General features: G+C 30.5%; 14 protein-coding genes and 3 pseudogenes. 16 read left to right on the top strand and 1 reads right to left on the bottom strand.

What is annotated here, in order from left to right:
* From HKO22_RS08925 to HKO22_RS11245, 10 genes and pseudogenes are all read left to right on the top strand, one after another.
* Positions 1 to 215: DNA topoisomerase (locus HKO22_RS08925; RefSeq protein ID WP_235932847.1), on the top strand; the 215-nt coding region annotated here is incomplete at its 5' end.
* Positions 216 to 217: 2 nt separating this feature from the next.
* Positions 218 to 451 (top strand): peptide-binding protein, encoded by a 234-nt coding sequence (locus HKO22_RS08930; RefSeq protein ID WP_000527320.1) that lies wholly within the window; start codon positions 218 to 220, stop codon positions 449 to 451.
* A 46-nt stretch (positions 452 to 497) separates the two neighbouring features.
* The gene (erm(B), locus tag HKO22_RS08935; protein WP_002292226.1) at positions 498 to 1,235 is read left to right on the top strand and encodes a 23S rRNA (adenine(2058)-N(6))-methyltransferase Erm(B); all 738 of its coding nucleotides are present in this window, start codon (positions 498 to 500) and stop codon (positions 1,233 to 1,235) included.
* A gap of 145 nt (positions 1,236 to 1,380) precedes the next feature.
* A pseudogene (locus tag HKO22_RS11240) lies at positions 1,381 to 1,485 on the top strand (topoisomerase DNA-binding C4 zinc finger domain-containing protein); the annotation flags it as partial.
* Between the two features lie 33 nt (positions 1,486 to 1,518).
* Positions 1,519 to 2,019: pseudogene (locus HKO22_RS08940) on the top strand (DNA topoisomerase); the annotation flags it as partial.
* Positions 2,012 to 2,959, top strand: a complete 948-nt coding sequence (locus tag HKO22_RS08945; RefSeq protein WP_169970132.1) for a DNA cytosine methyltransferase — start codon at positions 2,012 to 2,014, stop codon at positions 2,957 to 2,959. The pseudogene HKO22_RS08940 and the gene HKO22_RS08945, both read left to right, overlap by 8 nt.
* A 63-nt stretch (positions 2,960 to 3,022) precedes the next feature.
* Positions 3,023 to 3,673 carry a hypothetical protein gene (locus tag HKO22_RS08950; RefSeq protein ID WP_169970133.1) on the top strand — a complete coding sequence of 217 codons (651 nt, stop codon included), beginning with the start codon at positions 3,023 to 3,025 and terminating at the stop codon, positions 3,671 to 3,673.
* Positions 3,663 to 3,869, top strand: coding sequence for a hypothetical protein (locus tag HKO22_RS08955; RefSeq protein ID WP_169970134.1), 207 nt, complete (start codon positions 3,663 to 3,665; stop codon positions 3,867 to 3,869). The genes HKO22_RS08950 and HKO22_RS08955 overlap by 11 nt, the downstream gene beginning before the upstream one ends.
* Positions 3,859 to 4,314, top strand: coding sequence for a Panacea domain-containing protein (locus HKO22_RS08960; RefSeq protein WP_169970135.1), 456 nt, complete (start codon positions 3,859 to 3,861; stop codon positions 4,312 to 4,314). Before HKO22_RS08955 ends, HKO22_RS08960 begins: the two co-directional genes overlap by 11 nt.
* Positions 4,315 to 4,625: 311 nt before the next feature.
* Complete coding sequence (locus HKO22_RS11245; RefSeq protein ID WP_235932848.1) at positions 4,626 to 4,835, top strand: phage portal protein; 210 nt, start codon at positions 4,626 to 4,628, stop codon at positions 4,833 to 4,835.
* Between the two features lie 45 nt (positions 4,836 to 4,880).
* Here the strand turns inward: HKO22_RS11245 and HKO22_RS08970 are convergent.
* Positions 4,881 to 5,842 (bottom strand): annotated as a pseudogene (locus tag HKO22_RS08970) (DDE-type integrase/transposase/recombinase).
* A gap of 237 nt (positions 5,843 to 6,079) precedes the next feature.
* Here HKO22_RS08970 and rpsO point away from each other — a divergent pair.
* The 6 genes from rpsO to pgsA all read left to right on the top strand — a co-directional run bounded on the left by rpsO (position 6,080) and on the right by pgsA (position 13,233).
* Positions 6,080 to 6,346, top strand: coding sequence for a 30S ribosomal protein S15 (gene rpsO, locus HKO22_RS08975; protein WP_075658746.1), 267 nt, complete (start codon positions 6,080 to 6,082; stop codon positions 6,344 to 6,346).
* A gap of 43 nt (positions 6,347 to 6,389) precedes the next feature.
* The gene (locus HKO22_RS08980; RefSeq protein WP_169970136.1) at positions 6,390 to 8,489 is read left to right on the top strand and encodes a polyribonucleotide nucleotidyltransferase; all 2,100 of its coding nucleotides are present in this window, start codon (positions 6,390 to 6,392) and stop codon (positions 8,487 to 8,489) included.
* A 65-nt stretch (positions 8,490 to 8,554) separates the two neighbouring features.
* Complete coding sequence (gene dut, locus HKO22_RS08985) at positions 8,555 to 8,986, top strand: dUTP diphosphatase (RefSeq protein WP_169970138.1); 432 nt, start codon at positions 8,555 to 8,557, stop codon at positions 8,984 to 8,986.
* Between the two features lie 38 nt (positions 8,987 to 9,024).
* Positions 9,025 to 11,394 (top strand): FtsK/SpoIIIE family DNA translocase, encoded by a 2,370-nt coding sequence (locus HKO22_RS08990; RefSeq protein ID WP_235932849.1) that lies wholly within the window; start codon positions 9,025 to 9,027, stop codon positions 11,392 to 11,394.
* Positions 11,387 to 12,703: a 30S ribosomal protein S12 methylthiotransferase RimO gene (gene rimO / locus HKO22_RS08995; RefSeq protein ID WP_169970140.1), complete on the top strand. Its 1,317-nt coding sequence runs from the start codon at positions 11,387 to 11,389 to the stop codon at positions 12,701 to 12,703. The genes HKO22_RS08990 and rimO overlap by 8 nt, the downstream gene beginning before the upstream one ends.
* Entirely contained in the window at positions 12,700 to 13,233 is a 534-nt protein-coding gene (gene pgsA, locus HKO22_RS09000; protein ID WP_075658756.1) for a CDP-diacylglycerol--glycerol-3-phosphate 3-phosphatidyltransferase, read from the top strand. Before rimO ends, pgsA begins: the two co-directional genes overlap by 4 nt.
* Positions 13,234 to 13,236: the final 3 nt, after the last annotated feature.

The following is a 13,236-nucleotide window of genomic DNA, read 5'->3' on the forward strand; positions in this document are numbered from 1 at the left end:
CAGGAATTATTGAAAATCTTATCCATAAGGATCTTATAAGAAGAGATAAGAAAAATCTACTTGTAACAGAAAAAGGCAATAGGCTTGTATCGATTGTAGAGGATAAGTTTAAATCAGCAGAAACAACATCTGAATGGGAAATGAAACTTGCAAAGATTAGCTCTGGTGAAGTAGATAAAGAAGACTTTTTAAGAGAAATAGAAAGAAGTGAGTGATTGTGGGAAATTTAGGCGCACAAAAAGAAAAACGAAATGATACACCAATCAGTGCAAAAAAAGATATAATGGGAGATAAGACGGTTCGTGTTCGTGCTGACTTGCACCATATCATAAAAATCGAAACAGCAAAGAATGGCGGAAACGTAAAAGAAGTTATGGAAATAAGACTTAGAAGCAAACTTAAGAGTGTGTTGATAGTGCAGTATCTTAAAATTTTGTATAATAGGAATTGAAGTTAAATTAGATGCTAAAAATTTGTAATTAAGAAGGAGTGATTACATGAACAAAAATATAAAATATTCTCAAAACTTTTTAACGAGTGAAAAAGTACTCAACCAAATAATAAAACAATTGAATTTAAAAGAAACCGATACCGTTTACGAAATTGGAACAGGTAAAGGGCATTTAACGACGAAACTGGCTAAAATAAGTAAACAGGTAACGTCTATTGAATTAGACAGTCATCTATTCAACTTATCGTCAGAAAAATTAAAACTGAATACTCGTGTCACTTTAATTCACCAAGATATTCTACAGTTTCAATTCCCTAACAAACAGAGGTATAAAATTGTTGGGAGTATTCCTTACCATTTAAGCACACAAATTATTAAAAAAGTGGTTTTTGAAAGCCATGCGTCTGACATCTATCTGATTGTTGAAGAAGGATTCTACAAGCGTACCTTGGATATTCACCGAACACTAGGGTTGCTCTTGCACACTCAAGTCTCGATTCAGCAATTGCTTAAGCTGCCAGCGGAATGCTTTCATCCTAAACCAAAAGTAAACAGTGTCTTAATAAAACTTACCCGCCATACCACAGATGTTCCAGATAAATATTGGAAGCTATATACGTACTTTGTTTCAAAATGGGTCAATCGAGAATATCGTCAACTGTTTACTAAAAATCAGTTTCATCAAGCAATGAAACACGCCAAAGTAAACAATTTAAGTACCGTTACTTATGAGCAAGTATTGTCTATTTTTAATAGTTATCTATTATTTAACGGGAGGAAATAATTCTATGAGTCGCTTTTGTAAATTTGGAAAGTTACACGTTACTAAAGGGAATGTAGATAAATTATTAGGTATACTACTGACAGCTTCCAAGGAGCTAAAGAGGTCCCTAGCGCCTACGGGGAATTTGTATCGATAAGGGGTACAAATTCCCACTAAGCGCTCGGGACCCCTTGTAGGAAAATGTCCTAAGTGTGGCAACAATATTGTATTAAAAAAATCGTTTTATGGTTGTTCAAATTATCCTGAATGTACCTTCACTTTAGCTGAACATTTTAGAAAGAAAAAACTCACCAAAACAAATGTAAAAGAATTACTAGAGGGAAAAGAAAAACAAGAAAATGAATTACCAGATGTAAAGACTGGAGATAAAATTAAGCTAACTTCTAAAAATATATCGGAAAAATTTACCAAAGCTCCAGGTCATTATAATGAAGATACACTTTTAAAGGCTATGGAGAATGCAGGAGTTGAATCCTTGGATAAAGATATAGAAGTGGAGAGAAAAGGCTTAGGAACACCAGCTACAAGAGCAGGAATTATCGAAAGTCTTATCCATAAGGATCTCATAAGAAGAGATAAGAAAAATCTACTTGTAACAGAAAAAGGCAATAGGCTTGTATCAATTGTAGAGGATAAGTTTAAGTCAGCAGAAACAACATCTGAATGGGAAATGAAACTTGCAAAGATTAGCTCTGGAAAAGTAGATAAAGAAGACTTTTTAAGAGAAATTGAAGATAGTATAAGGGATCTTGTAGACAGGTACAAGAATAATTTAAATGAATAAGGTAAAAATATTAGAGCTTTTCGGTGGCATAGGTGCTATTAGAAAGGCTTTTATTAATTTAAAGATACCTTATGAAGTAGTTGATTATGTAGAAATAGATAAGGCTTGTGTTAAATCATACAACGCACTTTATGGAGAAGATTATAAGCCAAAATCAGTAGTAGGATATAAAGCTCCTAATGAAAAGATAGACTTAATTATGCATGGAAGTCCTTGCCAAGACTTTTCAAGAATAGGAAAAAAGCAAGGAGGAGTAAAGAATTCAGGTACTAGATCAAGCTTACTATTTGAAACAATTAGAATAATTAAAGAAATGAAAGAAAAACCTAAATGGATAATTTGGGAAAATGTAAAGGGAGTCCTTGATAGAAATATGAGGGACTCCTTTTTTATTTATCTAAAAGAGTTAGAGATCCTAGGATATGAAAGCAAATATGAAATCTTAAATGCAATGGACTTTGGCATACCTCAAAAAAGGGAAAGGATATTTGTTGTTTCATGTCTTGGAAAAAATAAATTTTCTTTTAATAAATTGGAGAGGAAAGAAACAAGACCACTAAGTGAATTTTTAGAAAAGAATGTAAGTGAACTTTATACAATGACTCAACCTTATATGCTCAAATTTTTAAATAAAGGCATAGATAACAGTTTTAGAGGGCGACTAAAAGTGATTAAAGATTTCTCTTATACTATTTCTACAAAACAGATGAGAGTACCTAATTCTGGAATAATAGATATTGGAAATGGTAAATATAGGTATTTAACAGAAAGAGAATGTTTAAGACTCATGGGTTTTGATGACAGTGATATAGACAGTTTAGAGGAAGTACATCCAAAAAGAAAAAATTGTACTTCAAGCAAGCTATATAAGCAGGCCGGCAATTCTATTGTGGTTGATATTTTAATGGCAATTATTAATCGAATGATACCCTATAAATAAATTTGTGATAATATGGGTAAATAACATATAATGTTAGTATAAAAAAGAGCGGAGTTAATTATAATGGATTTTAATGATGAAAGTAAATTCAATTTAATAAAAGATTTTCCATTGTGGATAAAAAGCATTAGAGAAAATAAATTAAGTTTTATTTGTAAACTTGCATTATTTATTTTTCCTATAATTGTTACGAGATATTCCTTTGTAGAATATTTTAATGAAAATTTCTGGATATTTTTCTTTTTGCTTATTTTTATTTATTTTATTAATGAGATTTCTGAGATAAAAGAAGTAAAAGAGAAAGAAAATTTAAAAAAGAATCTAGAAATGAAAAATAAAGAGATTAAGGAATTAGAATTATCAATTGAATATTTAGGTCAATCATTAGCTGGTTTACCAAAAGATTTTTTGAGACAGGTTTCAAATTATTTAAGATTAAGCAATAGTGATAGAATATCATTATATGTTTTTAATGAAACTAAATTTCAAATTATTGGGAGGTATAGTGAAAATCCATTATATGATTTTTGCAATAGAGAGGAATACCCTAGAAATGAAGGATATATAGCGAAATGTTTTGAAAATAACGATGGAAAACCATATTTTTATAAAAACAATTTACCAAAAAATACACAGAAAAAGTATTTTGACACAGTTTCAAAAGAAACAGGTATGTCTGTTGAATCCTTAAAAAAAACTTTCCATGAAGAGTAGAGCTTATTTTGGTAGATTAGTAAAGGATGATAATAAGGACAATGTAGGAATATTGCTAATAGAAACTATAAATCCTGATTTCAATATATCGCCTGAAGATTTAAACGAGGATATTGAGAAACTAATAATACCACATTTAAAAACAATGCTTGAAATAAGTAATAAGTTGAAGGAGGATGAGTCTTATGAAAACTAAATTAAGAAATGTTTTACTATATATTGTTAAGAATTATCCTTACGGAGATGATTTAACAAAAACGAGGATAACTAAATTAGTCTATTTAATAGATTGGGAATATACAAAAAAATATGGGAAACAAATGACGGAAATTTCATGGTATTTCGATCATTATGGTCCATACGTATCCGATGTGCTTGATGAGGCTGATGAAGATAAGACAGTTAGTATTCAAAGTACGTTTTCAAATTTTGGTACTATTAAATATATAGTAAGACCTAAATATGATAAAGAGCTAATACATTATGAAGGCTTAGATGTTAGCGAAATTGAAGTTATAAATGAAGTCTTTGAAAACACAAAGATGTTATCATGGAATCAATTCATTAATTATGTATATGATACTCCGCCTATAAAGGAAAGTAAAAAGTATAGTCACTTAGATTTAACAAAATTTATTTAATGAGAAACTGTAATAAGACGGTAGAAGTAATAATCTATCGTCTTTTTTATTTGGGAGAACAACAGCAGGCAGGAATGTCAACGAATTTACTGCTATGCAAATTACAGCAGTTTATTCCTGTGTGAGAGTTCTTGCTGAAACCTTAGCAGGACTTCCTCTTCATTTATATAAAAGAGGTAATTCAAATTCAAAATAAAAAGCAAAAGACCACGTCATATATTTTCTTTTGCACGATGAACCAAATGCTGAGATGACATCCTTTGTATTTAGAGAAACACTAATGACTCATCTTCTACTTTGGGGTAATGCCTATGCTCAAGTTATTCGTAATGGAAGAAATGAGATACCAACCAATAGCCATAGCATCAAATGAGGCTCAATTTTTGGAAACAAGAAAATTCCAACTAAACGAGATAGCTAGAATTTTTAGAATTCCACTTTATATGATTGGAGATTTGGAGAGATCAAGCTTTTCAAATATAGAACAGCAGTCACTAGAATTTTTGTACATTTGTAAATGATGTGATACCAAAAACATAAAAATAAATATCATATGTACTAATCTATTATTGGGGGCTAGCCATAAATAATAGATTTTTTCGTTTTTCAATAGGCGTCAGCCAATTTAGTGTTTGCATTGACAATCTATTTGATTTATATAAATACCTTTTCATTTGAAGTTTTAAATCATCGTAGCTATAAAAAGATAAATATTTATAAAATCTCTCATTATCATTTCTATGACTTCTTTCGACCTTACCATTATGTCTTGGTGTTCTAGGTCTTATTAAATGATGTTTTATGCCTAATTCATTACATAAAATATCAAAGGGATGTATCTTTTTTGTTTCCTTAAAATGAGTAAATTCAAATCCATTATCTGTTTGTATAATTTCAGGTTGATATCCAAAATAATCTATAGCCATTTTTACAAACTCTACAGTTGAATATGAAGACTGTTCTTTAAAGGGATATATGAATCTTTCACGACTTGCCTCATCTATCATAGTATATTGATAAAATTTATCTGGAATTTCACCTACGTAACATTTTTTGGAACGTATTTAACGTCTAATTGCCATTTTACACCAATATTTTTAGGAGTATTATACGGTTTAGGAATGTAAGGCTTTTTCTTTTTAACCTCATCTTTAAAATATCCCAATTTCCTTAAAACTCTAAATAATGAACAAGGATGTCTTTTATATCCTTTATCAAACTTAAGCTTTGCATATAGTTCTATCATGGAAATATTAGGATTTCTTTTAATATAATTTTTTATCCATAAAATTTCCTCATCAGTATGAGCATTAGGATGTTTACTTAAAGGCTTATGAGATCTATCCATAAGAGAAGCCTTTGTTCCATCAAATCTTTTATTTCATCTCATTAAAGATGCCTTAGAAATTTTGTATCTCCTTATTACAAAGGCAATAGAATATCCACTTCTATAAGTTTTAACAGCGTGATATCTTGTATCTAAAGTATGTGGCAAATACCTTTGGTTTTTTGATATAATTGTATTCATAGAGAGTATCCTTTCTTTTTATATTTGGTTAATTTAATTATATAGGATATCTCTCTATTTTTCTTCTATTTGGTCTCAAATCAATTGTAACACTACAATAAGAATTTAGTTAAAAAAATAGATTACTTTACATTTACGGCATTATATGGTAAGATATACAAGGTTAAATAGCTATTCACAGTTCGACGCTCCTCGACGTGTACTTTGATTAGCTTTATTAAAAATTAGGAGGAAAATATGCTAGAACCAAATATTAAAAAAATTATTATTGATGAATTTAAAACTCACGAAGGTGATACTGGTTCACCTGAGGTACAAATTGCTATTCTAACTAGAAGAATTAACGATTTAAATGAACACCTAAGAATTCACAAGAAAGACCATCACTCAAGAAGAGGACTTCTTAAAATGGTTGGTAAAAGAAGAAACTTATTAAGATATTTAAAAAATAGTGATATAGAAAGATATCGTACACTTATTAAAAAACTACAAATAAGAGGATAGTAGGAGCGGTAATTCCGCTCTTTCTTATTAGAAGGAGGAAATAATGGAAAAAACTTATACTATGGATCTTGCAGGTTCCCAATTAAAAGTTACAATTGGAAAGGTTGCAGAACAAGCTAATGGTGCTTGTTTAGTACAATATGGAGATACTGTTGTTCTAGTTACGGCTACAGCTTCATCTAAACCAAGAGAGGGAATCGACTTTTTTCCTCTAAGTGTTGATTATGAAGAAAAAATGTATGCAGTTGGAAAAATTCCCGGTGGATTCATTAAACGTGAGGGAAGACCAAGCGAAAAAGCTACTTTATCTGCTAGATTAATTGACAGACCTCTTAGACCTCTTTTTCCAGAGGGATATAGAAATGATGTACAAATTGTTGCAACTGTGTTATGTGTTGATCAAGATCACTCACCTGAAATTGTTGCTATGATAGGTTCTTCTATTGCTCTTTCTATCTCTGATATTCCCTTTGATGGGCCTACTGGATCTGTTGAGGTTGGTTTTATTGATGGAAAATACATTATAAATCCTAATGAAGAAGAGAGAAACAATTCTAGAATTAATTTATCTCTTTCTGGCACTGAATCTGCTATTATGATGGTTGAAGCTGGTGCAAAAGAAGTAAGTGAAGCTGAAATGTTAGAGGCAATCTTAGAGGGACATGAAGTTATCAAAGAAATTTGTACCTTTGTTAATAAGATTACTTCAGAAGTTGGAAAAGAAAAGGCTGAATACGAAGTATTTAAAGCTGACGAAGAAATTGTTGCTAAAGTTAAAAAATATGGCAAGGATTTATTGGTTAATGCAATAAGACAAAAAGATAAAGTTACAAGAGTTGAAAAAACTGAAGCTGCAAAAAATGATATAAGAGAACATTTCAAAGATCTTATGGAAGAAAATGAAAAAGATATTGAATTTGCTTTAGAAGAAATTGAAGTAAATGAAGTTAGGAGAGGAATACTTGAAGAGGAAAGAAGACCTGACGATAGAAAGCTTACAGAAATAAGACAACTTTCTTCCGAAGTTGGAGTCTTACCAAGAGCTCATGGTTCAGGACTATTTACCAGAGGACAAACTCAAGTACTATCAATTGCAACTCTCGGTGCAATTTCTGAAGAACAAGTTATAGATGGACTTGGAGATGACAAGCCAAAAAGGTATATTCATCACTACAACTTCCCAGGATTCTCTGTTGGTGATACTAAACCATCAAGATCTCCTGGCAGACGTGAAATTGGTCATGGTGCTCTTGCTGAAAGAGCTCTTAAGCCTGTAATTCCTGATAGTGAAACTTTCCCATATACAATTAGAGTTGTGTCTGAAGTTTTATCTTCTAATGGTTCTTCTTCTCAAGCATCAATTTGTGGATCTACTCTAGCTCTTATGGATGCAGGTGTTCCCATTAAAGCTCCTGTAGCTGGCATTGCAATGGGTCTTATTGAAGAAAATGGTGTTATAAAAATCTTAACTGACATTCAAGGGCTTGAAGATCACTTTGGAGATATGGACTTTAAGGTAGCTGGAACTCGTGAGGGAATCACAGCTATTCAAATGGATATTAAGGTTGAGGGAATTAAAAAAGAAATTCTCGAAGTTGCACTTGAAAGAGCTAAAGTTGCAAGAATTGAAATTCTTGATCACTTAGCTAAAACTATAGATAAACCAAGAGCTAAACTTTCTAAATATGCTCCGATTATTCACATGATTTCTATTGATCCAGAAAGAATTGGTGAGGTAATAGGTGCTGGTGGAAAAATAATTAACAAAATTATTGAACAAACTGGCGTTAAAATTGATATTGACGATGATGGAAGAATTTCCATACTTTCTGAAAGTGATGTAAAGGCTAAAGAAGCTATTGCAATCATAGAAGACATTGTAAAAGATATTGAAGTCGGTGATGTTTATATGGGTAAAGTTAAAAAGATAGTTAAATTCGGTGCCTTTGTTGAAATCAAGAAGGGAACTGAGGGACTTCTTCATATTTCTGAAATTGCCCACGAAAGAACAAATAATGTTGAAGATGTTTTAAAAGTTGGCGACACTGTTGAAGTTAAAGTTATCGAAATATCTGAAGACACTGGAAAAATTTCACTTTCAAGAAAAGCTCTTATAAAAAGAGAAGATACAAAGACAGAATAAGATAAATAAATAATATTTTAGTCGCATTAAGGTTTATTTTAATGCGATTTTTTAAAGGGGAATTTATGAAATTAAAAATTATAAATAAAAGCAAGCATCCACTTCCTAAGTACGAAACCAAAGGTTCTTCGGGAATGGATTTGAGAGCAAATCTTGACGAAGATTTAGTATTAAAACCACTTGATAGAGTATTAGTTCCGACGGGATTATTTCTTGAATTTGAAAAAGGATATGAAGCCCAAGTTAGAGCAAGATCTGGACTTGCCTTGAAAAAAGGCATAGGACTTCCAAATGGAATAGGTACAATAGATTCAGACTATCGTGGAGAATTAAAAGTGATTTTAATAAATATGAGCAATGAAAAAGTTACTATTAAAGATGGTGAGAGAATTGCGCAAATTGTCTTCATGAAAATTGAAACTCCCGAAATTATTGAAGTTGAAGAGATAAGCGATACAGAAAGAGGCTATGGAGGATTCGGTCATACTGGCGTTTGAGAGGACAAATTGTTATAATATTAATGAGGTGCTTTCTCTTGATAAAAAACAAAAAAAACAATAAAAAAACTACAAATAAAAAAAACATTCAAAAAAGAAGAAAAACTTCTTCAAATATTTCTTCTGGGAAAGAAATTATTGGATTATTTTTAATTGTCATAGGTATAGTATTTTTTATTTGCCTATACAGTCAAAAAATGGGTTTAATTGGTACTTTAATATATAAATTATTTTCTGTTATTACGGGTTCAGGAAATTTTATCATTCCTCTTCTTTTAATTTTCTGGGGAATATTATTTAATATTCAAGCTACTAAATTGCATATGAGAAGATATATTGTTTGTTCTCTTATAATATTTTTGTGCATCTTAATTTTCCTTGACGGGTCAAAAGAAATGGACATGACTTTAATAGAAAGAATCATAAAATCAACAGAGTATATGGACATAACGAGAAGTGGCGGTATAATTGGAGCAATCTTTGGATTTTTTTCATACAAACTTTTAGGTTCACTTGGTACTTATTTAGTTCTTGGAATAATAATTGTGGTTTCAATTTACTTTATGATAAAAATAAACATTGATCAAATAATTATGTTTTTTGAAGATATGGGAGAATATATTGAAGATAAAAAGAAACTACTAGCAGAAAAAAAAGCTGATAGAAAAATTAAATTAGAAGAAAAAGAAAAAAAGAAATTGGAAAGAGAAAATCTTAGAAAAGAAAAAAATGAACTAAAAAAGGCTAAAGAAAATTCAAAAGATGCAGAGGAATTTGGAGAAAATTTAATTATTAAAGATTATTCTGAAGAAAATATTAAAGAAGAATCTGAAAAAATTAAACAAGATATCGATGAAAATATAGAAGAAAATAGTTCTAAAACAACTATTCAATTAAAAGATGGAAGTAATGATGAAGATGTTGTGGATACTATAAAAAACGATATTGAAAATAAAAATAAAGAAGAATTCACTTACACTTATCCAGATATAGCTTTATTAGATAGAACTAGCTCGAAGGGTAGATTTTCTAAAGACGAAGTTATTGAAAAGGGAAGAATTATTGAAAACACTATGAGAAATTTTGGAATTGAATCTAAAATTGTTGCGATAAATCGTGGGCCTGTAATAACATCTTACGAATTAAAACCAGCTCCTGGCATTAAATTATCTAGAATAGTTGGGTTAAACGATAATATTGCAATGGCTCTTTCTAGTTCTGATCTTCGTATAGAAGCTCCAATTCCTGGAAAAAATGTAGTTGGTATTGAAGTCCCAAATAAAGAAAAAGATGCTGTTAGTCTTAAAGAACTAATTGATTCCCAGGAATTTAAAACTATTAATTCAGATATACCTCTAACTCTTGGTAAAGATGTTGAAGGGAATATATTAATTTCAAGCATGGAAGATATGCCTCATTTATTAATTGCTGGTGCAACTGGTTCTGGTAAATCAGTATGCATTAACTCGATAATCACAAGTGTAATATATAAATCATCTCCAAAGGATGTAAAACTTATGCTTATAGATCCAAAAGTTGTTGAGCTTAGTGTTTATAATGGTATACCACATCTTTTGATAGATGTTGTTACTAATCCCAAAAAAGCAGCCTTTGCACTTAACTGGGCTGTAGATGAAATGGAAAAAAGGTATGCATCCTTTGCCGATAAACACGTGAGAGATTTAAAGGGTTACAACAAAAAAATGGTTGAAGAGGGAAGGGAGAAAGAAAAACTTCCTAAAATCTTAATTATTGTCGATGAACTTGCAGACCTAATGATGGTTGCTTCTAAGGAAATTGAAGAATATATTGCAAGACTTGCACAAAAGGCAAGAGCTGCTGGAATGCATCTTATTCTTGCTACGCAAAGACCTTCAGTGGATGTAATTACAGGAACAATCAAGGCAAATGTCCCTTCACGTATTGCATTCTCAGTTGCATCATCTGTTGACTCGAGGACAATTCTTGATATGAGTGGAGCTGAAAAGCTCCTTGGAAAGGGAGATATGCTATTTTATCCAAGCAAGTATCCAAAGCCAAAGAGAATACAAGGTGCTTTTATAAGTGATAGCGAAGTTGAAAGAGTTGTCGATTTTGTAAAGAACAACAATGAAATAAAGGGAAATGTTGAATCAAAAATTGAAAAAGCTATTGAAAATAAAAAAATAAAGGGCGAGGAAGAAAAAGACCCACTCTTTAAAGAAGCAGTTGAACTTGTAGTTAACGATGAACAAGCTTCAATTTCTTATATTCAAAGAAAATTAAAAGTTGGTTATTCAAGAGCTGGTAGAATCGTAGATCAAATGGAAGAGATGGGTATAATTGGTCCACATGAAGGTTCAAAGCCTAGGAAACTTTTGAAGACGAAGGAAGAAATAGATATGATTTTAGGTGATGAAGATGAATAATGTGCATATAGTTACATTGGGCTGCTCAAAGAATGATGTAGACTCATCTATAATGTACTCCCTTTTAGATAAAAAAGAATACAAGATTGTAAATTCTGCCAATGAAGCTGATATTTTAATTATCAACACTTGTGGGTTTATTGATGCTGCAAAGGAAGAATCTATTGATACTATTTTAGAATCAGTGGAATACAAAAATAAAGGAAGATGTAAAAAAGTTCTTCTATCAGGTTGTCTAGCTCAAAGATATCCTGAAGAACTATTAAAGGAAATTCCAGAAATAGATGGAATTATTGGCACTGGAAATATAAATTATATAAATGAACTTTTAAACAGAAGTCTTGCAGGAGATTTATTTATAAAAACTGATAATTTAAATTCTGCCTATATAGAGGGCATAAAAAAAGAAGTTGTAAACATTACTGAGTTTGTGAAAATTTCTGAAGGTTGCAACAACAATTGTTCTTACTGCATTATTCCATCGCTTCGTGGCAAAAACAGATCTAGAAAAATTGAAGATATATGCTCTGAGGTTGAGTATTTAGTAAGTAAGGGTGCAAGAGAAATTATTTTAATCGCACAAAACACTACTGATTATGGAATCGATCTATACTCGAAATATTCTCTTGCAAATTTAATTAAAGAAATTTCAAAAATAAAAGATTTGAAATGGATTCGTGTTTTATATTTGTATCCAGATCACTTTACAGATGAATTAATTGAAGAATTTAAAACTAATGAAAAGTTAATAAAGTATGTTGATATGCCACTTCAACATATTTCTGATAATGTTTTAAAAAAAATGAATAGAAAAACTAATAAAGATCACATCATTAAAACTCTTAAAAACTTACGCCAATCAATTCCAGAAATTGTAATTAGAACAACTTTTATAGTTGGATTTCCTGGAGAAAGTGATGAAGATTTTAAAGAGCTTATTGATTTTATTAGGGAAACAAAATTTGATAAACTTGGGGTTTTTGAATACTCTAAAGAAGAGGGCACAAAAGCTTCTACATTTGAAAATCAAATATCAGACGAGGTAAAACAAAATCGCAATGATGAAATTATGGAAATTCAAAGCGATATATCTAAAGAAATTCTTTCAAAAAATCTTAATAAAACTTTAGAAGTATTAATCGAAGAAAAAATTGATGAAAATAATTATATTGGACGAACTTATATGGATGCACCAGAAATTGACGGCGTGACATATATTGAATCCAGTGAAAATCTTGAAGTTGGGGATTTTGTTAAAGTTAGAATTACTGATACTTTAGATTATGATTTAGTAGGTGAAGTTATATGAATATCCCAAATAAATTGACTATTATGAGGACTTTGATGGTTCCAATTTTTGTATTATTTATGTACTTGGATTTTAACAATTCAAGAATTATTGCCACTCTTATTTTTGCTATTGCTTCTTTTACAGATTTTTTAGATGGACATTTAGCAAGGCGTGACAATTTAGTCACAAATTTTGGAAAATTTGCAGATCCTCTTGCAGATAAAATTTTAGTATGTTCTGCAATGATTATGTTAGTTAGCTCTGGTGAAATGCCTGCATGGGCTGTAATAATTATTATTGCAAGAGAATTTACTATTACCGGATTTAGAATTATAGCAGCTTCTGAAAATATTACTATAGCAGCAAGCCCCCTTGGTAAATTTAAAACTGTTACACAACTTGTATCTAATATTTTACTCTTGACAGGAATTAACACTTTTAGACCTATTGGAATGGGTATATTTTACCTAGCTGTTGTATTTACAGTAATTTCAGGTGCAGATTATTTAATTAAAAATAAAAAAGTTCTTGATTTAGAGAATATTTAAGGA

This window comes from Peptoniphilus faecalis (genome assembly GCF_012976305.1).
In the GTDB taxonomy this organism is placed as follows: Bacteria; Bacillota; Clostridia; order Tissierellales; family Peptoniphilaceae; genus Peptoniphilus_A; species Peptoniphilus_A faecalis.

Excerpts from the sequence above, each read along its gene's own strand:
- HKO22_RS08945 (WP_169970132.1), top strand. The coding sequence starts at position 2,012 with ATGAATAAGGTAAAAATATTAGAGCTTTTCGGTGGCATAGGTGCTATT.
- HKO22_RS08950 (WP_169970133.1), top strand. The coding sequence starts at position 3,023 with ATGGATTTTAATGATGAAAGTAAATTCAATTTAATAAAAGATTTTCCA.
- HKO22_RS08955 (WP_169970134.1), top strand. The coding sequence starts at position 3,663 with ATGAAGAGTAGAGCTTATTTTGGTAGATTAGTAAAGGATGATAATAAG.
- HKO22_RS08960 (WP_169970135.1), top strand. The coding sequence starts at position 3,859 with ATGAAAACTAAATTAAGAAATGTTTTACTATATATTGTTAAGAATTAT.
- HKO22_RS11245 (WP_235932848.1), top strand. The coding sequence starts at position 4,626 with ATGCTCAAGTTATTCGTAATGGAAGAAATGAGATACCAACCAATAGCC.
- rpsO (WP_075658746.1), top strand. The coding sequence starts at position 6,080 with ATGCTAGAACCAAATATTAAAAAAATTATTATTGATGAATTTAAAACT.
- HKO22_RS08980 (WP_169970136.1), top strand. The coding sequence starts at position 6,390 with ATGGAAAAAACTTATACTATGGATCTTGCAGGTTCCCAATTAAAAGTT.
- dut (WP_169970138.1), top strand. The coding sequence starts at position 8,555 with ATGAAATTAAAAATTATAAATAAAAGCAAGCATCCACTTCCTAAGTAC.
- rimO (WP_169970140.1), top strand. The coding sequence starts at position 11,387 with ATGAATAATGTGCATATAGTTACATTGGGCTGCTCAAAGAATGATGTA.
- pgsA (WP_075658756.1), top strand. The coding sequence starts at position 12,700 with ATGAATATCCCAAATAAATTGACTATTATGAGGACTTTGATGGTTCCA.